The organism is Arthrobacter sp. RCC_34 (assembly GCF_041360795.1).
Classification (GTDB): Bacteria; Actinomycetota; Actinomycetes; order Actinomycetales; family Micrococcaceae; genus Arthrobacter_E.
Window position 1 is genome coordinate 523,421 of record NZ_JBFUPW010000001.1, and the last position, 23,585, is coordinate 547,005.

Below are 23,585 nucleotides of genomic sequence, written 5' to 3' on the forward strand. Positions count from 1 at the left end.
AAAACACGCTGTCCACTGGAAATCGTGCGAGCAACCCTGATTGAACCTGACCGGAACTATCGGGTCCCGTCCCCGGCCTGCCCCGGAGAATCATTGGTGTCAGGAGGACCACATGATCGCCACGCTCAACGCTCTGGTCGACCACATCGAGGAGAACCTCGGCGAGCCGATCGACGTCGCCGAATTCGCCCGGCGGCACGGCACCACGGAGTATCACCTGCGGAGGATGTTCGCATCGCTGGCGCAGATGCCGCTCTCGGAATACATCCGCAACCGCCGGATGACCCTCGCCGGTGCGGAGCTGGCCGCAGGCGCGCCGCATCTCCTCGACGTGGCCGTGCGCTACGGCTACGGGTCGGTCGAGGCGTTCGGCCGGGCGTTCCGTTCCGTGCACGGCGCCAGCCCGTCCGAGGTGCGACGCCATGGTGGTCCGCTCAGCACTCACACCATGCTCAGGTTCCGCCTGAGCGTAGAAGGGGGCACGTCCATGGACGTCACCATCACCGAACTGCCCGGCCTCATGCTCGTCGGGCATGCCGCTCGGGTCCCGCTCATCCATCGAGGGGTCAACCCTCACATCCAGGCGCACCTCGCCGCGATCCCGGTCGAGGAGCACGTGCGCCTCAAAGCCCTGAGCAACGCCGAACCGTCGGGAATCCTCGCCGTCACCGACGGTGTCGACCCCGACGCTCCGGAAGGCTCCCCGCTCACGTATCTGCACGGCGTCGCGGTGGAGTCCGGCACGGAGGTGCCGGAGGATCTCGATGCTCTCCCGCTCGACGCCGGCACCTGGGCGGTGTTCGCCGCGCGGGGCCCGTTCCCGGAGACGCTGCAGAATCTGTGGGCCGCGACGGCGACCGAATGGTTCCCGTCGAATCCGTGGCGCCTGCGGCCGGGGCCGTCGATCGTGCGGTACCTGGAGTTCACGGAGAGCTTCGCCTCGTGCGAGCTCTGGCTGCCGGTCGAGAAGGGGTGAGCGAGCGGCTGTGCGGCCGACGTCGGTCATGGCAGGATCAGTGTCCATGACCGACGTCGAGAACATCACGGATGGCATTGCGCTTCTCCGCACCCTGGAGACGATCCCCACGTGGAGGAAGCCCCGGTGGGAAGATCTTGGCCTGCCCGTCGTCGACCGAGGTGACCATGCGATCTTCCCTCTAGCGGTGGCGCCGCTGATTGATTCCGGCGAAGCCCGCGCCCTCCTTGAGACCGAGACCATGCTGAGAAATCACTGCATTCACTACTACGGCGGCGATTCCTTTCATGCCGAGTCGGTCCTCAGCACCGACGAAGGCTACGGGCGGAAGGTGCTCGAGGCCGGGGCCATTCCTCACGGAAGCGTTGTGCTGTGGTGGGGAATTCAGAATCTCGCCGTCGTGCTTATCCGGGCTGTCGATGAACGACGGCGGTTGGAGACGCTGGCCCTCCATGTCCTCCCCAAGGACTGGGTCTGGGAACCCGCGGTGCCGTTGACCACCAAACGCGCTGCGTCTCATGCCCGCCGCATGGCCCGGGACTGCAGCGCCGCCGACGCGCGCTGGTCCTGGCCGTTGAGCTGAGACCGAGTTTCGCTGGTGCGAGGAGAAGTGCAGCGGTCCCCTCTACCGCTCTACCGCGCGAGTTGTCCACATAGCGCACTTCGCTAGGCGACGAGGCGATGCGCCTGGACGAAGCTGAGGGTATGAGCATCAGACAGTTCATCCGGCCACAGGTCTTCGTCCCGGGAGCCCTGCAGGGGACCAACCCGCCCTATCGGTCGTTGGCGACGTGGCGAGTTCTGGGTATAACGCATTGCGTTAGTAACGCGATGCGTTATACGCTGGCGCTGCGATCAGGTCGTTCCGCGACTCCGCCACCGGTCGCCTGTGGCGGAGGGAGCGCGTGCCGTCGATCGATTCTCGGATCCATCGTGTCGCCCTGCGAAAGCTCGTCAGTTGGGAGCGGCTGAATCACTCGCTGATCTGCGCGTTCCGCCTGGCAATCGCCTGGAGGCGCTCGCGGGAGAACGTGCAGGGCAACACAGCATCAGGATCAATGACCAGTGGCGCATCTGTTTCCAATGGACGGACGCTGGTCCCGAGGAGGTCGAGATCGTTGACTATCATTGAGCGGCTCGCGCCGGTCCACCCCGGTGAAGTGCTCCTGGCCGACTTCATCGAAGCCTTCGGCATCACGCAGAACAAACTGGCAGTCTCGATCAAGGTGCCGCCGCGAAGGATCAACGAGATCGTGCACGGAAAACGGGCGATCACAGCTGATACCGCACTCCGGCTTGCACGGTACTTCGGGACCACACCCCAGTTCTGGCTCAATCTCCAGATTCAGTACGAGCTGGACCGAGTCGAGGACCGAGTGGCCGGGCAGATCGCCGAGATCACGCCGCTGCAGGTCGCCTAGGAGACCCGCGCTGTCGCACTCATGTTCGGAGCCTCACACCCCGAGCCCCCGCGCGATGAGTGCATCGAAGGCGCGGTCGGGGAACACCGCGCGCAGGAACACCAGCGGCTTGGCGCCGAAACCCGGAAGGTACCGGGTTCGGGGGTGCTTGGCGGTGGCGGCCTTCACGACGGCCTTGGCGACCACTTCGGGCCGTGAAGCCAGGCGCGCCGTCGGACCCGAGCTGCCACCGATCGTCACGGCCATGGCCGCGGCCTGTCGGGCGTACGGCCCGTCCCCGGAGACGTCCTGAAGGTTCCCCGCGGCGATGCCGCCCCACTCGGTCCGGATGGATCCGGGTTCGATGAGCACGACGTCGATCCCGAACGGCGCGAGCTCCATGCGCAGGGCGTCGCTGAGTCCCTCGACCGCGTACTTGCTGGCGTGATACCAGGCTCCCATCGGCATGGCGAAGCGGCCGCCCATGGAGCTGACGTTGAGGATCCGGCCGCTGCCCTGAGCGCGCATCCCCGGGATCACGAGCTGCGCCATCCGCGCGAGCCCCAGGACGTTGACGTCGAGCTGCGCCTGAGCCGTCGAGAGCGGCACCTCTTCCACCGAGCCGTAGGACCCATAGCCGGCATTGTTGACCAGCACGTCGATCCGGCCTTCCGCTTCCAGGATCGCGGCGATCGCGGCGGCGGACGACTCCGCGTCCGTGACATCGAGGGCGATCGTGTGGATGCCGGCGTCGTCGAGGGCGGCCATGCGGTCGAGGCGGCGGGCCGCCGCATAGACGATGAAGCCCGCCGCGTGCAATGCGCGGGCGGCGGCCTCGCCGATCCCCGAGGAGGCTCCCGTGACCACTGCGACCTTCTGCGTCATGTCCTCGTCCTTTACTGGCGTGTGGACTCCCCGCCGGATCGTCCGGGCAGAGAGGTGAAGCGCTTGCTCAGTTCATTCTCACGGAGTTTCCAGGGACAAACCTGACTGCCGCAGAATCTCCTGGATGACCGCGTGCAGATTGGGGCCGTCCGCGGCGGCCGCCCGAACCAGGAGCGACACCTCCCGGAAGGACGCCTCGTCCGTGAGCGGCACGGCCGTGACACCCGGAGGAAGGGGGCCGCGACCGAGGCGGGGGACCGCGCCCACGGCCAGGCCTGCCGCGATGTACTCGATGATCGACTGGAATTCCGCGGCCCCGTAGACGGGCCCGGTGGGATTGCCGAGTCCGCCCTGTGCGGCGATCCATTGGCGGTACGGCCCGTCATCCGGCGTGACTGCCCACGGCTCGTGCCGCAGCTCCTCCATGGACACGCCTGGCCGCCCTGCCAGCGGATGGCCGCTCGGCAGGATCGCGTCCACGCGGTCCACCCCGAGCGAGATGCACCGCAGTTCGGGATCCGGCGCCTCCTCGGCGAGCCGGCCCCACGTCTTCACGAGCGCCAGATCGGTCAGGCCGGTCCGGACGAAGAGCAGGGATTCCTCGGGCTCGAGCTCCAGTGGTTGCACCACCAAGGCCGGATGCGCGGAGGCGAGGGCCGCGACGGCGGGGATGATCAGCCCCCGCAGCGCCGTGGGGAAGACGGCGATCCGCACCCGGCCCGCCGGTTCGCCGTCGTGCGCCGCCGCCAGGTCGTCCAGCGCGAGGACGATAGGCCGTCCGCGCTCTACGAGCGATCGCGCGTACTCCGTGAGCACCACGCCGCGCCCCACGCGCTCGAGCAAGGTGCACTGGACGGTCCGTTCGAGCCGGCGGATGTGCTGGGTGATGTTCGACGGCGTGTAGCTGAGCAGGGTCGCGGCCGAGGTCACCGATCCTGTGTCGGCCACGGCGATCAGAGCGCGGAGCGAGAGGACATCGATCATTCACAAATTCTACGATGAAAGGCCTAGAAACTATTACTGGTGCTAAAAGAAATTCGCGTTCATGATCAATACATGACCTCCTCCGCAGACCTCACCACCAACCGCCGACAGCCTCCATCAGGCTCGCAGTCAGCCTCTACGGTACTGCGCGCCAAGATCTGGCTCGCGCTCGCCATGGCGGGCTGGGGCACTATCGGCGTGTTCAGCATCCAGGCGGGGACCGACCCGATCACCACCGTCGCGTGGCGCTGCGTCTTCGCCTCCGGCGCGCTGCTGCTCCTCGCGCTGGCGACCGACGCGTTCCGCCAGAGCACGTGGACGGTGAAAGCCGTGCTGCTCACCCTCGGTGGCGGGGTGGCGCTCGTCGCCAACTGGGTGTTCCTCTTCCAGTCCTTTGCCACCACCACGCTCACCGTGGCGACCGTCTCGTACCATATGGAGCCCTTCCTGCTGGTGGCGCTCGGCGCCCTGATCAGCCGCGAACTGCCGAGAAGGCGAGACCTGATCTGGCTGGTCGTGGCCTTCGGTGGGCTTCTCCTCGCCACGAAGTTCATCGGGCCCGGAGGGATCGAGAGCCCCGCGCCACGCGAGATCGGAGGCGTCCTCTCGGCGCTGCTGGCCGGTCTTCTCTATGCTCTCGCCACCCTCGCGGCGAAACACACGACGGGCATCCGGCCGTACGTCATGACCCTGATCCAGTGCGTGACCGGCGCCCTTCTGCTCCTGCCGTTCGCCGCGCAGCTGCAGTGGAGCGGCACCGGCTGGTGGTGGATCGCGGCGATGGGCGTGATCCACACCGGCCTGCTGTACTCGGCGCTCTACGGCTCGGCCCGAGTGCTCTCGACCATGGCGCTCGCGGCGCTGTCCTTCGTGAATCCGGCCGTGGCGATCTTCGCGGACATCGCGGTCTACGGTCATATCCCGGACCTGGTGCAGCTCGCCGGAATCCTCCTGATCGCGGTCGCCACCATCACCATCACGGTGCCCCGGAAGAACAGGGCCCTCGATTAGTCTGGTGACTGTTCTGTCCCGGTCTGTCCAGAGGCGATCCTGCCCTGTCGAAGGAGTTCCCCGCCATGTCTTCCGTGCTCATCCGCGACTGCCGCGGACCTGAGGAACACCCCCGGCTGGTCGCGATCTGGCGCAGTGCCGTGGATGCCACTCACAGCTTCCTCGCGGCCGCGGACCGCGACGAGATTGAGGCGCAGCTCGCCGCGGCGTATTTCCCGCAGGTGCGGCTGAGCGTCGCAGAGCTCGACCGGCGGGTGGTCGGCTTCGCGGGGACCGCGGAGGACCGGCTGGAGATGCTCTTCGTCGACGCCTCCGCTCATCGCCGGGGCATCGGGAGCGCCCTGCTGGACCACGTGATCGCGGAGCATGGCGTGCAGTCCGTGGACGTCAACGAACAGAATCCCGGGGCCATTGCCTTCTACGCGCGTCAAGGCTTCACCGTGACGGGGCGCAGCGAGACCGACGACGCCGGGCGCCCCTACCCGCTGTTGCACCTCGCCCTCCCGACGTTGCGGCCCGTTCCGCACCTCGTCCGGCGGGGCGAGGGCACACCGCTCCTGTTCGTCCACGGCAACGGCATCGACCACCGCCTGTTGCTGGATCTGGACGACGTGTTCGACGACGGCGGCTGGGAACGTCTGTACCTCGACCTCCCCGGGTTCGGCGGCACTCCCGCGCTGGCCGGCGACGGCGATCTCCCGGCTCTCGCTGACTGGCTCGACGCCGCGGCGGGGGAGCTGACGGGCGGGCGGCCGTTCGCCGTCGTCGGCAATTCGTTGGGTGGCCTGCTGGCTCGCGAGCTGGCGGCGAGGCGGCCCGACCAGGTGCTCGGGCTGGCGCTGCTCGCGCCTGTCGTGGACCCAGTTCTCTCTCATCGCACGTTGCCGGAGCAGACCGTGCTGCGGCGCGACGAGGACCTGCTCCGCGCGCTGAAGCCCGGCGAGGCGATGGCGTACGAGGAACTGTCGGTGGTGCAGTCGCCCGAGAACTGGGAGAGGTTCCGGACCGCGGCTCTGCCCGGGCTGAAGGCCGCGGACACGCGCGCCATGGACCGACTGGCCGAGCGGTACGTCCTGGACCCGGTGCCGGATGCCCGGCTGGCGGGGTTCGTCAAGCCGGTGCTGATCGTGGCCGCGCGGCAGGATCACGTGGTCGGCTTCGAGGACCAGGAAGTCCTGGCCCAAGCCTTCCCGGACGCGCGGTATGCGGTGCTGGATGAGGCGGGCCACAATGTCCATCTGGACCAGCCGGTGAAGGTCCGCGAGCTGCTCCGGGAGTGGGCGGCGCGGGTGCGGCGGTAGGGAACCTGGCCGGGCCTGGCGGCCCCGGCCAGGGCGCGTTTCAGTACGAGGCCGTGGCCCCGCCGTCGTCGCCCCCGGACTGAGGGATGAAGCGCGCGGCGAGAGCCTCGGACGCCCTGGCCGTCAGCGCGACGTCGGCCCCCACGAGCAGGAAGGTCGCCCCGGCCTCCGCATAGTCGGCCGCGGCCTGCGGGTCGAAAGCGTTGACGCCCACGGGTTTCCCCGCGGCCGTCACGTCGGCGAAGGCGCGGCCCACCGCGGCGACGACCTCCGGGTGGCCCTGCCGGCCGAGGTGGCCCAGCGACGCGGCCAGGTCGCTTGGACCGACGAACACGCCGTCGATCCCGTCCACCGCCGCGATGGCACGCGCGTTCTCCACGCCCTCGCCGGTCTCCACCTGAACAAAGACCGACACGTGCTCCGCGGCGTTCTCCAGGTAGTCCGGGACGCGGTTCCAGCGAGCCGACCGTGCCAGGGCACTGCCCACACCCCGAATGCCGTGCGGCGGGTACTGGGCGGCGGCCGCCACGGACCGAGCCTGTTCCTCGGTGGAGACCATCGGGACCAGGATGGTCTGCGCGCCCAGGTCCAGGACCTGCTTGATGATCACCGGATCCGCAGAAGGCACCCGCACCACGGCCGTGACCGGATACCCGGACACGGCATGCAGCTGGGACAGCACGGACTCGAGCCCGTTCGGCGCGTGCTCCATGTCGATGAGGACCCAGTCGAGGCCCGAGCCGGCCATGACCTCGGCCATGACGGGCGAGCCGGAACAGACCCAGCCGCCGAACAGGGGCCGCTCGGCCTCTTGGAGGCGGTGACGCAGGGTCGGGTTCAGAGGAAGCGGCATGAGATGGTTCCCAACGGTCCGTAGTCGCAGAGCACGCTGTCGCCCCGGGAGATCCAGACGGGCCGTGTGAAGGACCCAGCCAGGATGATCTCCCCGGCCTCCAGCCGGTCTCCATGGTGGTGCAGCTTGTTCGCGAGCCACGCGACGCCCGTGGCCGGGTGGTTGAGGACTCCCGCGGAGACTCCGGTCTCTTCGATGGTCTCATTGCGGTACAGCAGGGCCGACACCCAGCGAAGGTCGATCGCGTCCGGTTTGGTGGGATTCCCGCCCAACACCATGCCACCGTAGGCGGCGTTGTCGCTGATGGTGTCCACGATCGTGCGCCCCTCCAGCTCGAGGTGGGAGTTCAGCACCTCCAGCGCCGGGGTGACGTACTCCGTGGCCCGGAGGACGTCCATGACCGTGCAGTGCGGTCCTTCAAGCGGTGCCTTGAGCACGAAGGCCAGCTCCACCTCGATCCGCACATTCGAATAGGCGTCGAAGGGCAGCACGGAACCGTTCTCCCAAACGGTGTCATCGAACATCACGCCGTAATCGGGTTCCGAGATCCCGGTGGCCTGCTGCATGGCCTTGGAGGTGAGCCCGATCTTGCGGCCCACCAGCCGGCGGCCCGCCGCCAGGTTCTTCTCCTGCCAGACCCGCTGGATGGCGTACGAATCGTCGATCGTGGCCTCGGGGTGCCGTGCGGTGATCCGCGGGATCACCGCACGGTCGCGTTCGGCGTCGGCGAGTTCCTGGGCCAGCTGTGCGATGGTGCTGTCGTTCAGCATGGTGTTCCTCTCTCCTGCGCCGGCCGTTACAGCTGGTTTCCGAGCTTGTACTCGCCCTGCTTCCATTCGGGCATGGCCTCCTGGTCGTCCGGCCGGGTGTAGGAGAACCCGTCCGCGCCGATGGTGACGGCCATTTCGCTCGAATCGGTGCGGGCGACGACGGGCTGCGGCTTTCCGTCCAGGTCCAGGACGAGCGACGCTTCGGTGTACCAACTGGGAACCACCGGGTTGCCCCACCAGTCGCGGCGCTGGTTGTCATGCACATCCCAGGTGACCACCGGGTTGTCCGGGTCGCCGGTGTAGTAGTCCTGGGTGTAGACCTCCACACGGTGGCCGTCCGGATCCCGCAGGTACAGGTAGAACGCGTTGGACACGCCGTGGCGCCCGGGACCGCGCTCGATCGCGTCACTGCGGCGCAGGGCCCCGAGCTTGTCGCAGATGGCCAGGATGTTGTGCTTCTCGTGGGTCGCGAAACACACGTGGTGCATCCGGGGACCATCGCCGCCGGTCATCGCCGTGTCGTGCACGGTCGGCTTGCGGCGCATCCAGGCCGCGTAGACGGTGCCTTCGTCATCCTGGATGTCCTCCGTGACCCGGAACCCCAGGTCCTGCATGAACTTCACGGCGCGCGGGACATCCGGGGTGACCTGGTTGAAGTGGTCCAGGCGCACCAGCTCACCCGGAACGTGCAGATCGTAACGCCAGGACAGCCGTTCCACGTGGTCGGTCTGGTGGAAGAACTCGTAGGGGAAGCCCAGAGGGTCTTCCACGCGGACCGAATCGCCGATTCCCTTCACGAAGCCCTCCGGGCGACGCTCCACCCGGCAGCCGAGCTCCGTGTAGAACGCGACGGCGCGGTCCAGGTCCTCCGGCGTGCGGACACGATAGGAGAAGGCGGCGACGGCGGCCACGGGTCCCTTGCGCAGCACCAGATTGTGGTGGATGAATTCCTCGGTGGAGCGCAGGTAGATCGCGTCCTCGTCCTCTTCGGTCACGTGCAGGCCGAGCACGTCCACGTAGAAGACCCGGGAGGCGGCCAGATCGGTCACGACGAGCTCCATGTATGCGCAGCGGAGGATGTCCGGCGCGGGGGACTCGGGGGTGGCCACCGGATTCGCCGTGTGGATCGGCGCCTCCTGGCTCACGTAGAAACCGGAGGAGGTGAGGGTGCGGTCTTCCAGATGCGTCATGTCATGCGTCCTTGCGTGAGATGGGGCGGTTCAGCGGGGGTCCGGGTCGTCGAGATCGTTCTCGTGAGGCGGTTCCTGCTTGCCGAACGTCGGGTTGTGGACCTTGCCGAGCGTGATGTGCACGGCCTGCTGGTCGGTGTAGAAGTCGATCGAACGGTAGCCGCCCTCGTGACCCAGGCCGGAGGCCTTGACGCCGCCGAACGGGGTGCGCAGATCACGGACGTTGTTCGAGTTCAGCCAGACCATGCCGGCCTCCACGGCCTGCGAGAAGTTGTGGGCGCGCTTCAGATCGTTCGTCCACACATAGGCGGCGAGCCCGTACTTGGTGTCGTTGGCCAGCGCGAGCGCCTCCTCGTCGGTGTCGAAGGGGGTGATCGCCACGACCGGTCCGAAGATCTCCTCCTGGAAGATCCGGGCGTCGGGTGCGACGTCGGCGAACACGGTCGGCGCCACGAAGTTGCCGAAGGCGAAACCTTCCGGCTGTCCGCCGCCGGCCACGAGGCGTCCCTCTCCCTTGCCAATCTCGATGTAGCCCATGACCTTGTCGAAGTGCTCGGGGTGCACCAGGGCGCCGACCTCCGTGGCAGGATCGTGCGGGTAGCCGACCTTGACCCGCTGGGCCTGGGCGGCGTAGCGCTTCAAGAATTCTTCGTAGATGCCGCGCTGGACCAGGATGCGGGAGCCTGCGGTGCAGCGCTCGCCGTTCAGGGAGAAGACGCCGAAGATCGTGGCGTCGATCGCGGCGTCCAGGTCGGCGTCGTCGAACACCACGGCCGGGCTCTTGCCGCCCAGTTCCATGGACAGGCCCTTCAGGAACGGCGCGGCGTTGCCGAAGATGATCTGACCGGTGCGGCTCTCGCCCGTGAAGGAGATGAGAGGCACGTCCGGGTGCTTCACCAGGGCGTCGCCGGCGTCCTCGCCGAGACCGTTGACGAGGTTGAACACACCCTTCGGCAGGCCGGCCTCCTCGAAGATCCCGGCCCAGAGGGACGCGGAGAGGGGCGTGAATTCGGCCGGCTTGAGCACCACGGTGTTGCCGGTGGCCAGGGCGGGGCCCAGCTTCCAGCTCTCCAGCATGAACGGGGTGTTCCAGGGCGTGATGAGCCCGGCGACGCCGATCGGCTTGCGGTTCACATAGTTGATCTGGCGTCCGGGGACCTTGAAGGTGTCATCCGCCTGCGCCACGATCAGGTCCGCGAAGAAGCGGAAGTTCTCCGCAGCGCGGCGGGCCTGGCCCAGGGCCTGCGTGATGGGCAGGCCGGAGTCGAAGGACTCCAGCTCCGCCAGCCGCTGATCCCGGGACTCGACGATGTCCGCGATGCGGTGCAGGATCCGGGAGCGTTCGCGGGGGAGCATGCGCGGCCACGGCCCCTCGGTGAAGGCACGACGGGCGGCCGCGACGGCGCGGTCGATGTCGGCCTTCTTGCCCGCCGCCGCGGTGACGTAGCTTTCGTTGGAGACGGGTTCGAGGACGTCGAAGGTGTCACCGTCAAGGGAGTCGACGAATTCCCCGTCGATGTAGTGACGGATGCGCTCGGGGAGATCCGCGGGGACGTGCCGCTGATCGAGGGCGGGTGAGGTCATGCTCTCCTCCAAGGATGTGATCGTGACACCCGGATGGGTGCTCAGGCGGTGTGCCCGTCGCCGGGATGGCGTTGGGCGAGGTAGGCGTTCATCGTGGCCCAGCGGTGGTCGCGGGCGGCCATCTCGATTTCGAGAGGGCTGGCGTTGCTCCGGATGAGCTCGATGATGTGGTCGTGTTCCTCCACCGACTCGCGGGCGCGGCCGGGGATGAAGGAGAAGGTGGAATCGCGGACCCCGGCCATGCGGGCCCAGCCCCGGTGCACGAGGTCCAGGATGTGCGGATTCGGGCACGGCTCGAACAGCACGGTGTGGAACTGCTGGTTCACCACGGTGAAGAGGTGGGGGTCGAAGTCGTCCAGGAGCCGGCGCAGGCGCTCGTTCATCTCCGCCGCCCGATCCAGGTCGATCGAGCCGAGATGCGGCGCGGACAGGGAGGTCGCGACACCCTCCACGACGCCGAGGGTCTGCATGGTGTGGACGTACTCCTGCTCGTCCACGAGCGTCACGCGGGCGCCGACATTGCGTTCGAACTCCACGAGTCCCTCGGCCTCGAGGCGCCGCACGGCTTCGCGGACCGGGACCACGCTCATGTCCAGGGAGGAGGCGATCGACCCGAGCACGAGCCGGTAGCCGGGCCCGAACTCGTGGCGCGCGATGCGCTCGCGGATCCACTCGTAGGCGATCTGGGACTTGCTGAGGGAGGTCACGGTGCTGCTCATGACGTCATTCTCCCGTGCCGTGGTCGGCCTCGAAGCGGGCCCGCCACTCCGCGTTCAGGGGGAACAGCCCGTCCACGGGGTGACCGTCGGCCACCTGACGCGCGATCCAGGCGTCCTCCGCTTCCTGGGCCAGGGCGGCGTCGGCCACCTCCTCGGCGAGCGACGGCGGCAGGACGATGACGCCGTCGTCGTCGCCGACGATGATGTCCCCGGGCTGGACGGTGGCGCCGCCGCAGGAGATGGTCAGATCGCTGTCCCAGGGGACGTGCTTGCGCCCGAGGACCGCCGGGTGGGGTCCCTGGCTGAAGACCGGGAGGCCGGTCTCCGCCACGGTGACGTAGTCCCGCACGCCGCCGTCGGTCACGACGCCGGCCGCTCCCCGGATCTGCGCCCGCAGCGCGAGCACGTCCCCGAGCGTGCCGGAGCCGCGCTCGCCGCGGGCCTCGATGACGATGACCTCGCCTTCGCCGACGCTGTCGAAGACGCGTTTCTGGGCGTTGAAACCGCCGCCGTGGCTGCGGAAGAGGTCCTCGCGGTTCGGGACGAAGCGGAGTGTTTTCGCGACGCCCACCATCTTGGTGCCGGGCACCGAGGGCCGCACGCCGTCGATCGCCACATTGTCCAGGCCGCGCTTGCGCAGCTGCTGCGAAAGGCCCGCCACCGGGGTCTCCAGCAGCTTGGCGCGCAGGGCGGGAGAGAGGGCCGGGCCGGGTTCGCTGAGACCGGCGGCTTCACGGGAGCCCCAGGCCTCCTCCCGCTGGTGGTCATCCACGGAGGGCAGGGAGCCGAGCGCAGGGTCGAAGGAACCAGAGCCTTCGACCACGCGGGAGACGAGGCGCCCGCTCGACGGCGTGCCCTCCACCGTGGGCGCGTCCACCTCGACCTCAATGATGTCGCCCGGCAGGGCCACGGAAGAGCCGGCCGGGGTTCCGGTGAGGATCACATCACCTGTCTCGAGGGTGAGGTGCTGGGAGAGATCGGCGATCAACTGGGAGAACGGGAAGATCATGGCGCCCGAAGTGTCGTCCTGCACCAGCTCGCCATTGCGCCAGGCCCGGACGCGGAGGGCGGCGGGGTCCACCGTACGGGCGTCGATCAGCTCGGGGCCCACCGGGGTGTAGCCGTCCCGTCCCTTGTTCCGGAGGTTGGAGCCCTTGTCGTTGGACCGGAGATCGTACAGGCCCCAGTCGTTCGACGCCGTCACCCAGGCGACGTGGTTCCAGGCCTCGTCCACGGGTACCCGGTGCGCGGACTCGCCGATGACGAGGGCGATCTCGCCTTCGAAGGCGAGAAGTTCGGTGCCGGCGGGCCGCTCGACCGTGCTGCCGGAGCCGCTCAGGGAACTCGACGGCTTGAGGAAGTAGGAGGGGGAGGCGGGCGTCCGGCCACGCTGTGCGGCACGGGATGCGTAACTCAGATGCACGGCGATGATCTTGCCGGGAGTCACCTGAAACGGCGTCGATTCTTTGGTCGGCACGGGCGTCCCTTCACTCGCTGACGGAGGTCGTACACCAAATCATATACGATCTGGATTCCCTGACAAGGGGGTTGTCAGGTCATATCTGAAATCGTATATTTTCTGGTGCAATGCGATGGTGCATCGCCCGAACTCGCCCCTGGAGCACCAGATGAACGAGAAATCCCCTGTCCTCACCCGCCCGGAAGCGTCCTCCACGGACCGCCGGAGGGTCCTCCTCGCCACCGTCGTCGGAACCACCGTCGAGTGGTACGACTACTTCATTTACGCCTCCGCCGCGGGGCTCGTCTTCGGACACCTGTTCTTCGAGCCCGCCGGGAAGGGGATCGGAACCATCCTGGCCTTCCTCACGGTCGGCATCAGCTTCCTCTTCCGCCCGCTCGGCGCCTTCCTCGCCGGTCATTTCGGTGACAAGTACGGCCGCCGGATCGTCCTCGTGGTGACCCTGATCCTGATGGGCGCCTCGACCGTGCTCATCGGCCTGCTGCCGGGTTACGCCCAGGCCGGTCTGCTCGCACCGATTCTTCTCATCGTCCTGCGGATCCTTCAGGGGATCTCGGCCGGTGGCGAGTGGGGCGGGGCGGTGCTCATGGCCGTCGAGCACGCCCCGCGGAACCGGCGGGGGCTCTACGGGGCCATGCCGCAGATCGGCGTGCCGATCGGGCTGCTCCTCGCGAGCGCGATGCTCGCCATCATGAACGCGCTCTTCCCGGGCGAAGCCTTCCTCGGCTGGGGCTGGCGCATCCCGTTCCTCTTCTCCGTGGTGCTGATCCTCGTGGGCTACTGGGTACGCCGCCGCGTGGAGGAGAGCCCGGTGTTCACCGAGATCGCCGCGCGCAAGGAGCAGACGGGGATGCCTGTGGTGCGCCTGTTCGCCCGGTACACGCCGCTGGTCCTCCTGGCCGCGCTCGTGTTCGCCGGCAACAATGCCGCGGGGTACATGACCACCGGCGGCTATGTGCAGAACTATGCCACCAACCCGGACGGGCCGGTGGGCCTGGACCGCGGATCGGTGCTGTGGGCCGTGACCGCGTCCTCGGTGAGCTGGCTCGTGTCCACCTTCGTGGCCGGCTGGCTGAGCGACCGCATCGGCCGCAGGAACACCTATCTGATCGGCTGGGTGCTGCAGGGGTCGGCCGTGCTGGCGCTGTTCCCGCTGGTCAACACCGCGAACCCCGGCCTGCTGGCCCTGGGGCTCATCCTGCTCACGCTCGGGCTCGGGTTCACCTATGGCCCGCAATCGGCCTGGTACTCGGAGATGTTCCCGGCCTCGGTGCGGTTCTCCGGAGTCTCCATCTCCTACGCCATCGGTGCGATCGTGGGTGGCGCCTTCGCCCCGACCATCGCCGCCTGGCTCCAGCAGACCACGGGCACATCCCAGTCGGTCACCTGGTACCTGCTGGGCATGACCGTGGTGGGTCTGATCGCCACGCTGCTGCTCCGTGACCGGCGGGGCATCGACCTCAGCCCCGCCGCGGAGGAGGAGCAGTCTCGCGGGGTCTACGCCTGGCAGCGCTGAACGCGAGGCCGGGCGCCGGCGTCGTTCGCGGTTGAGATGGCACTTTCTCGGGCGGAACCTCGCGGTTTCCCCGAGAAAGTGCAGCCTCGACGACGACGCCGGCCCCCGGCGTCAGCTGTTCACGCGGATGACCTCGCGCTGGTACGGCGCGATCACCGAGCGCGAAATCCTCAGGTCGAGCACGAGGAAGGGACGCTCTCCCGCCGGACGGGAGGCCCACTCGGCGAGTCGATCGAGGTCCTCCAGGCGCCGCACAACCACGCCCTCGGCCCCTACGGCGCTGCCCAGAGCGGCGAAGTCCACATCCGGGATGAGCATGGGATCCTCGGCTAGGCCCTTGAGACCGTAGAGGTTGACTTCGGCGCCGTACGCGCCGTCGTTCCAGACCACGCACAGGCCCCGGCCGCCGGCGGTCCGCACAGCTGTCTCCAGGTCGGACAGCGCCATCAGGCCGCCGCCGTCGCCCGTCGTGAGGACGATCGTCGCGTCCGGGTCGGCCTGGGCCGCGCCGGCGACGCTGGGGAAGCCCAGCCCGATCGACTGGTAGGCCGTGCCGACCATGATCATGCGCGTGGGAGAGGCCACCGGCCAGAACATGTTGGCCCAGGCGATGAAGTGCCCGCCGTCGCTCACCACGATCCGGTCCTCCGGCAGCAGTTCGGCGATCCGCGCGGCCGCCAGCCGGGGGTCGAGCCGGCCGTCGGCCAGCTCGGGCTCTCCGGGATCCTGTGTGCGGAGGGCCGCGATGTCCACGGTGTCCCGCCAGCCCGACGGCCGGGCGCCGTCGAGGGCCGCGGTGAGTGCTTCCGCCACCAGGCGCGCGTCGCCCTGCAGATAGTCGCCCACGCGAGGATGGGTCGCGGCCGGGGCGATGTCGACCTGGACCACGCGGGTGCCCGGCGCGAACAGCTCGCCGAACCGCATGGTGAAGGGGTTCAGTGACGCGCCGAAGACGATCGCGACGTCCGCTTCCTGGATGAGCTCCATGGCGCCGGGCGCTCCGAAGCCGCCGGTCACGCCGAGGTCGAACCGTTCGTCCGGGAAGATGCCACGGCCGAGTGCGCTGGAGGAGGTGACGGCGCCCGTGGCGTCCGCGAGGGCTCCGAGGGCGGGTCCGGCGCCGGCGAGATGCGCTCCGCGCCCGGCGATCAGGAGCGGCCGTTCGGCCTGAGCCAGAGTCTCGGCCACGCGAGCGATGGCGGCCTGCGTGAAGGGGGCCGGCGCCTGGGGCTGCGGGAGGCGGAGCGGGGGAGTGCCGGGCACCTCGCCGGCCTCGAGCGTGGGCACGTCGTACGGGATGGCGAGGACCACTGGGAGGCGGTATGCGAGGGCGTGCTCGATCGCGATGATGGTGGTCGCCGCCGCGTCGAGGCGACCCACGGTATACGTGCGGACGCCGACGGCGGAGGCGAGAGCGATCTGGTCCACATCCCAGGGGCGAGGGCCGGACGTCGGCTCGTCCCCGACGATCAGAACGAGGGGGATGCGGGCCTGGGCCGCTTCCGCGAGGGCGGTCAGGGTGTTGGTGAACCCGGCGCCATAGGTGGTGGTGGCTGCGGCGATGCGGCCGGACGCTCGGTAGTGTGCGTCCGCGGCGACCACGGCGCCGGCCTCATGGCGGACCGCGGTGAAGGTGGCCTCGGTGTCGCGCAGGATCGAGTCCAGGAAGTACGCGTTCCCATTGCCCATGAGGCCGAAGACCTGATCGATGTGGCGGGAGAGGGCGATTGCGACGTGCTGAGAGACGGTGGGCATGGTCGTGCCTTTCGAGACAGACGGAGAGGTGGGGTCCGTATGTGTCTCGCGCGTGCTGCCCGCACGGCTTCGTGCCCCTTTTTCGGGCACCGGGCTCAGCCGCCTGAGGAGCTGCTGTGCCGGACGTCACACATCATACCCAAAGATGCGGATCGTATACGTTCTCTTGCCGCACCGGTTCGGGGCGGTTATGCTCACTTTATTCGATAAAGGAATTGCTAGTTCTATTATCGAACTTAGACTATCGGCAACGTCTGTCACCACACAGCGACGTGAGGAGATCCACCGTGCAGTTCCACCATCATGGGTACGTTTCCGGCGACCCGCGCATCCAGCCGGCCGCCGGCGTCGGCCTGGACCGTCCGGATGAGCTGCCGGATGAGGTGGACGTCCTCATTGTCGGCACCGGTCCGGCAGGCATCACCCTCGCCGCGCAGCTGTCCCAGTTCCCGGACGTCACCACGCGCGTCATCGAACGCCGTCCGGGCCGCCTCGAAGTGGGGCAGGCGGACGGCATCCAGGCGCGCAGCGTCGAGACCTTCCAGGCGTTCGGCTTCGCCCAGAGGATCACCGAAGAGGCGTACCGCATCACCGAAATGGCCTTCTGGAAGCCGAACCCCGAGCAGCCCGGCGACATCATCCGCACCGCCGTGGCGCCGGACGACCCCAGCGGGGTCAGCGAGTTCCCGCACCTCATCGTGAACCAGGCCCGCGTCCAGGACTATTTCCTGGAATTCATGAAGAACTCTCCCACCCGCAACCGGCCGGACTACGGCTGGGAGTTCGTGGGCCTCGACATCGACCACGACGGCGGTGAGCACCCCGTCTCGGTCACATTGCGCCGGACGGCGGGCGAGGATGAGGGCGCCGAGCGCGTGATCCGGGCCAAGTTCGTGGTGGGCGGCGACGGCGCGCGCAGCAAGGTCCGCGAAGCCATCGGCCGTAAACCGGTGGGCGACCAGGCCTTCCACGCCTGGGGTGTGATGGACGTCCTCGCGGACACCGACTTCCCGGACATCCGCCGCAAGTGCGCCATCCAGTCCCACGACGGCGGCAGCATCCTTCACATTCCGCGGGAAGGCAACCATCTCTTCCGCATGTACGTGGATCTCGGCGAGGTGCCCCACGACGACTCCGGCAAGGTCCGTCTGACCAGCCAGGAGGAAGTGGAACGCCGGGCCAACCAGATTCTGCACCCCTACACCCTCACCGTCCGGCATGTCGCCTGGCGGAGCGTCTACGAAGTGGGTCACCGGGTCACGGACCGTTTCGACGACGTCCCCGCAGAGGAGGTCGGCTCGCGAACGCCGCGGGTGTTCATCATGGGCGACGCCTGCCACACCCACAGCGCCAAGGCCGGACAGGGCATGAACGTGTCCATCCAGGACGGCTTCAACCTGGGCTGGAAGCTCGGACACGTCCTGGAAGGCCGCGCGCCTCTTTCCCTGCTCGACACGTACTCCGCCGAACGTCAGGTGGTGGCGCAGAACCTGATCGACTTCGACAAGGAGTGGTCCAGCCTCATGGCGGCCCGTCCGGACGAGATGGCCGATCCCGCGGAACTGGAGCGCTTCTACGTCCAGACCGCGGAGTTCCCCGCCGGGTTCATGACCGAGTACACGGCGTCGCTGATCGTCGGGACCGCTGATCATCAGGATCTCGCCACCGGCTTCCCGCTGGGCAAGCGGTTCAAGTCCGCCGAGGTCACCCGGGTGTGTGACGGCAACCCGGTGCACCTCGGGCACCATGCCCGGGCCGATGGCCGCTGGCGCATCTACGTGTTCGCAGGCCGGGACGGTCTGGATCCGGCGTCCGAGACCGCCGGCCTCGGGCGCTGGCTGGCGGAGTCGCCGGACTCACCGCTCGCCGCCACCCCGGCCGGTTTGGACGCGGATGCCTGGTTCGACGCCAAGGTGATCTACCAGCAGCCGCATCTGGACGTCGACATCACCACGGCGCCGGAGGTCTTCCTGCCCCGCACCGGTCCGTTCCAGGTCATCGATTATGAGAAGGTCTACGCCGCTGACCCGCGGCATGATGTCTTCGACGCCCGCGGCATCGACCGGGACGGGGTCGTCGTGGTGGTCCGGCCGGACCAGTACGTCGCCCAGGTGCTTCCGCTCACGGCCCGCGAGGAACTGAGCGCGTTCTTCGCGCGGGTGTCCTCGGACGCCTGAGGCGGCCGGCGTCGTCGACGGCCCGAGCCGCCGAGGGCGCTCAGGCCCCGTAGGCCCGCGCGATCCGCTCTCCGGCGGCCTTGAGCAGCTCGGCGATCGATTCCTCTTCGTGAGGGAGGGAGACGTGGATGACCGCGATCGACGCCGGCGGCTGGCCCGGCAGGGTCAGCGGAACGGCGACCGACCACAGGGACGGGACCACCTCGTCATGGCTGAGGGCGTACCCGCGCCGGCGGCTGAGGTCGATCTCCGCGCGGAGCTGCTCGTCGACGTCGTCGGGCCAGGCCTCGGCCGGGAGGGAGAGTAGGATCGCTTTCCCGGGGCCGCCCCGCGTGATCGGGTGGCGGTGTCCCGGACGGTAGGAGACGACGGCCACGGTCTGGCGCGGGGACGCGCTGATCAAGGTGACCGCCTCCTCGTGGTCCAGTTGGACGGCGAGGAGGCAGGTCATCCCGAGTTCGTTGGCGACCGCGTTGAGCTCGGGGAGGGCGGCCTGCTGGAGGTCACGCGACACGCCCGCGGCCAGCGCGGCAAGGCCGGCGCCGAGGGCCACCCGTCCGGACGCGTCCCGGGTCGCCAGACCATGGCTTTCCAGGGTGAGCAGGAGACGGTAGGCGACGGAGCGGTGGACTTCCAGCGCACCCGCCAGCTCCGCGATGGTCGGCGGACGGTCGGACGCGGCGATGATCTCCAGCAAGCGGATGCCGCGGCTGAGGGTCTGTGATCCAGGAGTGCTCGTGTCGCTCACATGTTCGATAGTAGAACAGGCGTGGTCCGGATCCGGGACTGACGGATCTCAGCCGATGGACCTCAATGGATGATGCCGTGGGCCTGCGCACGCGCCAGCTCGACCTCGCGGCGGACCAGATCGGCCTCTTTGCGGGCACGGTATTCCAGTTCCAGACGGTCGCGGAGCAGAATCTGTTCGCGTGGGGAGAGAGGCCGCCGCACCCGGCGGCGCGGGATGAGCCGGGCCAGGGACGGGAACTGACGACGGCGGACGGAGGGGCTGCAGGGGAGCGGTGAAGTGACCATGTCCCCAGTGTTCGGGGGGCCGGCCGGCGCCGTCGTCGATTCGGCGCAGACCGAATCATCGATGCCGGCGACCCCCGGCATTAGTCTCAGACCATGTTGTTGCAGCTGACCCCCGCGGATCTGACCCGGATCCGCTTCTGCGTCTCTCCGTGGTGGGAAGCGGTCACCTCGGTGCTCACGCTCGCCAAGGGAGTTCCGATGCACCGTCGGTGGATCACGGACTCCAAGGAGGTCCTGACCGCGAGCCCCGGCGCGGTCCACAAATGGGAGGTGCTCCGCGCCTTCATCACGGCCAACGGCCACATTCTGGACGGGCTGACGCCGACGCCCTCGCGGGACGAGAGCTTCCAGGACAGCAAGGACCGCGTGCTGAACCAGGATGCGGACCTGCTGCTGAACGATATGCGGATCATCCGGACCGTGGCCGATCACCCGGCCGCCCCCGCCATTCTCGATGCCTTCGAAGCCGAGCCCCATCGCGTGGTGGAGGAGCTGTGCGACGCCGTCGAGTGGGTGTGGAAACTCGCCGTCGAACCCCATTGGGAGCGCATTCACGCTCTCCAGGTGGCCGACATCGACTACCGCCTCCGGCTGCTCGCCCGGGGCGGCCTGGACGAAGTGCTCAGAACGCTCCACCCGCAGGTGCTCCGGGTCGAGGAAGGGCTCGACTTCGTAGGCAAGAGCTGCGACGTCTTCTCCGGCACGGGCTGCGAGTCCACGTTCGACGCGGCGGGCCCGGGCCTGATCCTGATCCCCTGCGTCTTCGCGTGGCCGGGCACGGTGCTCCTCAACGCGCGTCCCTACACACCGACTGTCAGCTATGCCCCGCGCGGTGTGGGCTCGCTCTGGGAAGTGCGCGACGGCGGCCGGGACGACTGCGCGCTGTCCGATCTGATGGGCGGCACCCGGGCCGCCGTGCTGGCCCAGCTGGACATCCCCATGACGACCACATACCTCTCGCAGCACCTGGACATCTCTCCTGCCACGGTGAGTGAACACCTCAAGGTGCTCTCGGCCGCGCGCTTGCTGGAGGCTTACCGGCGCGGCCGGGAGGTCTTCTACCGCCGGACCTCGCTGGCGGACGAACTGCTGAAGGCCTGAGCGGGTAGCCATCCTGCCGGCCCGCGACCTGGGCGCCGGCCCTCTTCCGCGGCTTCGGGCCGGCACTCTAGGCTGGAGCCGTGAGCCTCCTCGATGACCCCTTCGACTATGCCGAGACCAAGGACGGGAAGATCCTGATCCGCCGCGGCGGGCGACAGGTGGTCACTGTCGCCGGAGGCCGGGCGCAGGACCTCGCGTCACGGCTGGCCCGTGCCGACGATGAGGGCCGGCAGCAGCTCCTGGCGCGGGCGACGGGCAATTACCGGCGGGGAAACGAGCGGGGTGGCCGCGGATGACCGCCGTCGGCTACCTCGAGGCGCTGCATCGCAGCCCGGTGCACGGCTTCTCCAAGGAGACGGTGGAGTCGTTGCGGCTGCTGGAAGGGCGGGGTGTCGAGGGGGATGCCCATTGCGGGGTGACCGTTCAGCACCGGTCGCGGGTGGCGGCGGACCCTTCCCAGCCCAATCTCCGGCAGGTGCACCTGATCCATGCCGAGCTCTTCGACGAGCTGCGTGCCGCGGGTTTCGCCGTGAAGCCGGGGGAGCTGGGGGAGAACCTGACCACGAGGGGCGTGGATCTCCTGTCCCTTCCGGTGGGCACACGGCTTGTCATGGGTGCGGCGGTCGTCACCGTGACGGGTCTGAGAAACCCCTGTCAGCAGATCAACGGCTTCCAGACGGGACTCTTGAAGCAGGTTCTGAAGGTCGATCGGGACGGCCGTCCAGTCCGCCTGGCCGGTGTCATGGGCGTCGTTTCGCGGGGTGGCGAGGTCTCCACCGGGGACGCCGTCGAGGTGCTGCTGCCGGCTGGCGAGCACTTTCCTTTGACACGGGTCTGAACCGTTTCGGGACGCTGAACTGCGCGTTCGACAAGGTGCCCTGACCGCGGTGGAGAACGTGCATGATCCAGACGCATTGCGTCATTCGAGGTGACAATCAAGTCAACAACTCGTTCGCGCGTAACAATCGGCCGGTCTGAGGATCACGGTTTGGCAACGGATGCCCACTGGGTGGACAAAATCAAGCTAAGCTTTCACGTTATGTAGGCCAAGTCACACCTGTGTGTCGTGGACCTCGTTCATAGGGAATCCGCGAGATTCCCCATCTCTACTCAGGAACTCCAAAGGAGGCGGAATGCGTTTCTCGCGCACTTCCAAGGCACTGGGCCTGGCGGTCCTCGCTGCATTGGCTCTGTCGGCGTGTGGCGGCGGCAGCACCAACGGTGGCGGGTCCACCGGCGGCGATGCGGATCCGAAGGGCATCGTGCGGGCATACAGCAACGAGCCGCAGAACCCGTTGCTCCCCGGCCAGACCAACGAGGTCTTCGGTGGCCGCGTGGTCGATCTGCTCTTCGCAGGTCTCGTCAGCTACGACAGCAGCGGCAAGACCGTGAACGAGCTGGCCGAGTCGATCGAGTCCTCCGACTCGCAGAACTACACCATCAAGATCAAGTCGGGCCAGAAGTTCACCAACGGTGAAGCGATCACGGCCAAGACCTTCGTGGACTCCTGGAACTTCGAGGCGCTGAGCACCAACGGCCAGTCCAACGGCAGCTTCTTCAGCTCCCTCGAAGGCTACGACGCGGTGTCCGCGACCACCGGCACCGGTGACAACGCCAAGCCCGCCCCGAAGGCCCAGACCATGTCCGGCCTGAAGGTCGTGGATGACACCACCTTCACCGTCAAGCTGAAGCAGCCGGAGTCCGACTGGACCCAGCGTCTCGGTTACACCGTCTTCTTCCCGCTTCCCTCCGAAGCCATGAAGGACCCCAAGAAGTTCGGTCAGAGCCCCGTCGGCAACGGCCCGTACAAGATGGCCGCCGCCGACGCCTGGCAGCACGACAAGCAGATCGCCCTCGTCAAGAACGACGACTACAAGGGTCCGCGTGAAGCCAAGAACGGCGGCGTGACCTTCGCGTTCTACACGAACTCCGACGCGGCCTACACCGACATCCAGGGCAACAACCTGGACGTGCTGGACGTCATCCCGTCCACCGCTCTGGCCACCTTCCAGCAGGACCTCGACGGCCGCGCGGCCAACAAGCCCAGCGCTCTCAACGGCACGCTGAACATCCCGGTCTACCTGCAGGACTTCCAGGGCGAGGCCGGTTCGCTCCGCCGCCAGGCCATCTCCCACGCGATCGACCGTGCGCAGATCACCAAGGTGATCTTCCACGACACCCGCACCCCGGCCAAGGAATTCACCGTTCCGTCCATGCTCGGCTACGACGCGAACATCCCGGGCAGCGATGTCCTGAACTTCGACGCCGCCAAGGCCAAGGATCTGTGGGCTCAGGCCGACAAGATCAAGCCGTGGGACGCCTCCAAGACGTTCACCATCGCGTACAACACCGACGGTGGAAACAAGGAGTGGGTCGACGCCGTCGCCAACCAGCTGAAGAACAACCTGGGCATCAAGGCCGAAGGCAAGCCGTACCCCAAGTTCGCCACCATGCTGGACGATCGTCTGAGCCGCAAGCTGACCGGTGCCGTCCGCGCCGGCTGGCAGGCCGACTACCCGTCGATCTACAACTTCCTGGAGCCGACCCTCGGCACCAACGGCAGCTCCAACTACGAGAAGTACTCGAACCCCGAGTTCGACAAGCTGCTCCTCGAAGGTGAGGCCGCCAAGACTCCTGAAGATGGCGCCAAGGTCTTCAACAAGGCTCAGGAGATCCTGTTCAAGGACCTCCCGAACATCCCGCTGTGGTCCCAGAACCAGCCCATCGGCTGGAGCACCAGCGTGAACAACGTTGAGACCGACTGGCACGGTGTGATCGAGTACTACAAGGTCACCAAGAACAAGTAGGAATCCATCATCTGATGTAGTCCAACGCCGCAAGCGAGCGT

22 protein-coding genes and 1 pseudogene are annotated in these 23,585 nt (G+C 67.9%); 12 read left to right on the plus strand and 11 right to left on the minus strand.

Annotation, left to right across the window (positions count from 1 at the left end; genetic code table 11):
• Positions 1-112: 112 nt before the first annotated feature.
• The 4 genes and pseudogenes from AB6732_RS02465 (at position 113) to AB6732_RS02480 (ending at position 2,397) form a co-directional block, all read left to right on the plus strand.
• Positions 113-976, plus strand: coding sequence for a GyrI-like domain-containing protein (locus AB6732_RS02465; RefSeq protein ID WP_370957996.1), 864 nt, complete (start codon positions 113-115; stop codon positions 974-976).
• 46 nt (positions 977-1,022) lie between these two features.
• Complete coding sequence (locus AB6732_RS02470) at positions 1,023-1,559, plus strand: hypothetical protein (RefSeq protein ID WP_370957997.1); 537 nt, start codon at positions 1,023-1,025, stop codon at positions 1,557-1,559.
• 271 nt (positions 1,560-1,830) lie between these two features.
• Positions 1,831-2,108: pseudogene (locus AB6732_RS02475) on the plus strand (type II toxin-antitoxin system RelE/ParE family toxin).
• The gene (locus AB6732_RS02480) at positions 2,095-2,397 is read left to right on the plus strand and encodes a HigA family addiction module antitoxin (protein WP_370957998.1); all 303 of its coding nucleotides are present in this window, start codon (positions 2,095-2,097) and stop codon (positions 2,395-2,397) included. The pseudogene AB6732_RS02475 and the gene AB6732_RS02480 overlap by 14 nt, the downstream one beginning before the upstream one ends.
• Before the next feature lie 33 nt (positions 2,398-2,430).
• Here the strand turns inward: AB6732_RS02480 and AB6732_RS02485 are convergent, their stop codons facing one another.
• Positions 2,431-3,261 carry an oxidoreductase gene (locus AB6732_RS02485; protein ID WP_370957999.1) on the minus strand — a complete coding sequence of 277 codons (831 nt, stop codon included), beginning with the start codon at positions 3,259-3,261 and terminating at the stop codon, positions 2,431-2,433.
• 78 nt (positions 3,262-3,339) lie between these two features.
• Positions 3,340-4,245 (minus strand): LysR family transcriptional regulator, encoded by a 906-nt coding sequence (locus tag AB6732_RS02490; protein ID WP_370958000.1) that lies wholly within the window; start codon positions 4,243-4,245, stop codon positions 3,340-3,342.
• 72 nt (positions 4,246-4,317) lie between these two features.
• Here AB6732_RS02490 and AB6732_RS02495 point away from each other — a divergent pair, with 72 nt between their 5' ends.
• Positions 4,318-5,256 (plus strand): DMT family transporter, encoded by a 939-nt coding sequence (locus AB6732_RS02495; RefSeq protein ID WP_370958001.1) that lies wholly within the window; start codon positions 4,318-4,320, stop codon positions 5,254-5,256.
• A gap of 65 nt (positions 5,257-5,321) precedes the next feature.
• A complete protein-coding gene (locus tag AB6732_RS02500) occupies positions 5,322-6,557 on the plus strand; it encodes an acetyltransferase (protein WP_370958003.1) in 1,236 nt (411 codons plus the stop codon).
• Between the two features lie 40 nt (positions 6,558-6,597).
• On the opposite strand, the gene AB6732_RS02505 is transcribed toward AB6732_RS02500, so the two are convergent.
• From AB6732_RS02505 to AB6732_RS02530, 6 genes are read right to left on the minus strand one after another with little or no spacing between them, the layout of a single operon-like run.
• Positions 6,598-7,410, minus strand: coding sequence for an HpcH/HpaI aldolase/citrate lyase family protein (locus AB6732_RS02505; protein WP_370958005.1), 813 nt, complete (start codon positions 7,408-7,410; stop codon positions 6,598-6,600).
• Positions 7,395-8,180 (minus strand): 2-oxo-hept-4-ene-1,7-dioate hydratase, encoded by a 786-nt coding sequence (hpaH, locus tag AB6732_RS02510; protein ID WP_370958007.1) that lies wholly within the window; start codon positions 8,178-8,180, stop codon positions 7,395-7,397. The genes AB6732_RS02505 and hpaH overlap by 16 nt, the downstream gene beginning before the upstream one ends.
• Before the next feature lie 26 nt (positions 8,181-8,206).
• Complete coding sequence (gene hpaD, locus AB6732_RS02515; RefSeq protein ID WP_370958009.1) at positions 8,207-9,370, minus strand: 3,4-dihydroxyphenylacetate 2,3-dioxygenase; 1,164 nt, start codon at positions 9,368-9,370, stop codon at positions 8,207-8,209.
• A 30-nt stretch (positions 9,371-9,400) separates the two neighbouring features.
• Positions 9,401-10,954: a 5-carboxymethyl-2-hydroxymuconate semialdehyde dehydrogenase gene (gene hpaE, locus AB6732_RS02520; protein ID WP_370958011.1), complete on the minus strand. Its 1,554-nt coding sequence runs from the start codon at positions 10,952-10,954 to the stop codon at positions 9,401-9,403.
• A 41-nt stretch (positions 10,955-10,995) separates the two neighbouring features.
• Entirely contained in the window at positions 10,996-11,673 is a 678-nt protein-coding gene (locus tag AB6732_RS02525; RefSeq protein WP_107003547.1) for a GntR family transcriptional regulator, read from the minus strand.
• A gap of 4 nt (positions 11,674-11,677) precedes the next feature.
• On the minus strand, positions 11,678-13,150 hold the full coding sequence (locus AB6732_RS02530) for a fumarylacetoacetate hydrolase family protein (RefSeq protein ID WP_370958013.1): 1,473 nt from the start codon (positions 13,148-13,150) through the stop codon (positions 11,678-11,680).
• Between the two features lie 151 nt (positions 13,151-13,301).
• Here AB6732_RS02530 and AB6732_RS02535 point away from each other — a divergent pair, with 151 nt between their 5' ends.
• The gene (locus AB6732_RS02535; protein ID WP_370958015.1) at positions 13,302-14,669 is read left to right on the plus strand and encodes an MFS transporter; all 1,368 of its coding nucleotides are present in this window, start codon (positions 13,302-13,304) and stop codon (positions 14,667-14,669) included.
• 111 nt (positions 14,670-14,780) lie between these two features.
• Here the strand turns inward: AB6732_RS02535 and AB6732_RS02540 are convergent, their stop codons facing one another.
• Positions 14,781-16,424: a thiamine pyrophosphate-binding protein gene (locus tag AB6732_RS02540; RefSeq protein WP_370958017.1), complete on the minus strand. Its 1,644-nt coding sequence runs from the start codon at positions 16,422-16,424 to the stop codon at positions 14,781-14,783.
• Between the two features lie 287 nt (positions 16,425-16,711).
• Between AB6732_RS02540 and AB6732_RS02545 the strand changes: the two genes are divergently transcribed.
• Positions 16,712-18,601 (plus strand): FAD-binding monooxygenase, encoded by a 1,890-nt coding sequence (locus tag AB6732_RS02545; RefSeq protein WP_370958019.1) that lies wholly within the window; start codon positions 16,712-16,714, stop codon positions 18,599-18,601.
• 40 nt (positions 18,602-18,641) lie between these two features.
• Here AB6732_RS02545 and AB6732_RS02550 read toward each other — a convergent pair whose 3' ends face one another.
• The gene (locus AB6732_RS02550; RefSeq protein WP_370958021.1) at positions 18,642-19,349 is read right to left on the minus strand and encodes an IclR family transcriptional regulator; all 708 of its coding nucleotides are present in this window, start codon (positions 19,347-19,349) and stop codon (positions 18,642-18,644) included.
• 62 nt (positions 19,350-19,411) lie between these two features.
• Positions 19,412-19,636 carry a hypothetical protein gene (locus AB6732_RS02555; protein WP_370958023.1) on the minus strand — a complete coding sequence of 75 codons (225 nt, stop codon included), beginning with the start codon at positions 19,634-19,636 and terminating at the stop codon, positions 19,412-19,414.
• 93 nt (positions 19,637-19,729) lie between these two features.
• Between AB6732_RS02555 and AB6732_RS02560 the strand changes: the two genes are divergently transcribed.
• The 4 genes from AB6732_RS02560 to AB6732_RS02575 all read left to right on the plus strand — a co-directional run bounded on the left by AB6732_RS02560 (position 19,730) and on the right by AB6732_RS02575 (position 23,544).
• The gene (locus AB6732_RS02560) at positions 19,730-20,737 is read left to right on the plus strand and encodes a helix-turn-helix domain-containing protein (RefSeq protein WP_370958025.1); all 1,008 of its coding nucleotides are present in this window, start codon (positions 19,730-19,732) and stop codon (positions 20,735-20,737) included.
• Positions 20,738-20,817: 80 nt separating this feature from the next.
• Positions 20,818-21,033, plus strand: a complete 216-nt coding sequence (locus AB6732_RS02565) for a hypothetical protein (protein ID WP_370958027.1) — start codon at positions 20,818-20,820, stop codon at positions 21,031-21,033.
• Complete coding sequence (locus AB6732_RS02570; RefSeq protein ID WP_370958029.1) at positions 21,030-21,575, plus strand: MOSC domain-containing protein; 546 nt, start codon at positions 21,030-21,032, stop codon at positions 21,573-21,575. The genes AB6732_RS02565 and AB6732_RS02570 overlap by 4 nt, the downstream gene beginning before the upstream one ends.
• Positions 21,576-21,870: 295 nt before the next feature.
• On the plus strand, positions 21,871-23,544 hold the full coding sequence (locus AB6732_RS02575) for an ABC transporter substrate-binding protein (protein WP_370958031.1): 1,674 nt from the start codon (positions 21,871-21,873) through the stop codon (positions 23,542-23,544).
• Positions 23,545-23,585 lie beyond the last annotated feature (41 nt).